The following is a 1,387-nucleotide window of genomic DNA, read 5'->3' as shown; positions in this document are numbered from 1 at the left end:
CACCAGCACCGAAAGCGTCAAAGCCAGGAAGGGCGGTTCGACCAGGAGCTTGGCGAGATCGTATTTCTGGCCGATGCCGTGCAGCGTCAGGTCGAACATGACCGCGCCCTTGGCGGGCTCCAGCATGGCGATCATGTCGAGCGCTGCGGCCGCCGTCTGCTCGCCCTTCAGCCCGGCATTGTTGATGAAATCGGGATCGGTGAGGATGTAGAAGGGTTCGTTGTCGAGTTCGGTGAGGATGGCTTTGCCGTCACCGGCCGCGATCAGCGGGTGATCGTCCGCCACCCATTGCAGTTCGTCCGGCACGGCGATCTTGCGGCCTTGGACATCGATCGTGTCGACCTTCGGCTTGCCTTCGCCGAGCTTCGCCTTGGCGATGCGGCCGAGCCAGTCGTTGACGACCGAGTTCGGCAGCCGTTCGATTTTCGTTTCCCAACCGTCACGGCCCAGCAATGGCATGGTCTGCCATTTCGGCAACACGAACAGCGTGTCCTTGCCTGAGCGCAGCTTGATGAGGTGATCGAGCGCGGCCGGGTCGCTGCCCGGCGCGATGGTGACGACGAGCAGGAAGGTGGAAGCCAGCGGCGACTCCAGGTCCTTCTCGCCGCGCTCCATCGGCGGCGCCTGTCTAGTGGTGAGCTTCAGCCATTCGACAAGCCCGGCATAACCGGTGCCGCCTTTCGAAAACGGCGTGGCGCCGCCTTCAGGCTGGCGGAAATCGGGCGCATAGGTGGACAGGAGGAAGAAGCCTGCAGCGGCCAGAAGACTGGCGAAAATGCCCCAGAACAACGTCTTGCGGCTGAACGGCTCCTGCGCTGCTTCCGTCGTTGCCACGCTCATGCCCAGGCGTCCCGGAAGGCGAAGCGCTCATAGGCGCCGCGCGCCTGCTGCCACCCTTCGGCGCCGACGGGCCGCCGGGCAAACAGCGCGGCTTCGACGATGCGGGCGATCTCGCTGAAGGCGGCGCGGGGCCGGCTGGGGATCGAGCTGGCGGCCGCGATGTCGCGCGCGGTGAGCGACGGTCGCAGGAAGTCCGGTATGTGGGTCGCGATGTCGGCGACGCTGCGGCGCAGCAGAAGATGCACCGCCTCGTCAAACTCGCCGCGGGCGGCGAGCGCATCGGCCTCGGAGAGCAGGACCTGGGCGACTTCAGCGTCCGGACGCCATTCCTCCTTCTCCTCGGTCTCCTGGCGCTTGCGCCGCCAGGACAGGCGCCAGGCGACGCCTTTGGCTTCAAGGACGAGCAGAAAAGCGATAATCGCGACGCCGAGGATCACCGCGCCCCAGAACAGATAGATCATGTAGGGGCCGAGCTTGGCCAGGCCATCCAGCAGCGGCTTCAGCCACTGCGGCGGCTCGGGCCGCACATAGGTCGGCAGCCCGAACT

The 1,387-nt window shown here is 66.0% G+C and carries 2 protein-coding genes; both read right to left on the bottom strand.

Annotated elements, in window-relative coordinates; all coding sequences use genetic code 11:
• The coding region (locus tag EOA28_RS35730; RefSeq protein WP_148671106.1) for a DUF4350 domain-containing protein at window positions 1-840 on the bottom strand (840 nt) is incomplete at its 3' end.
• On the bottom strand, window positions 837-1,387 hold a 551-nt coding region (locus tag EOA28_RS35725; protein ID WP_148671105.1), incomplete at its 5' end, for a DUF4129 domain-containing protein. The genes EOA28_RS35725 and EOA28_RS35730, both read right to left, overlap by 4 nt.

Source organism: Mesorhizobium sp. M2A.F.Ca.ET.067.02.1.1 (assembly GCF_004023285.1).
Lineage (GTDB): Bacteria > Pseudomonadota > Alphaproteobacteria > Rhizobiales > Rhizobiaceae > Mesorhizobium.
Note: the sequence above shows the minus strand (reverse complement) of the source record. Positions and strands in the feature narration are given on the sequence as shown.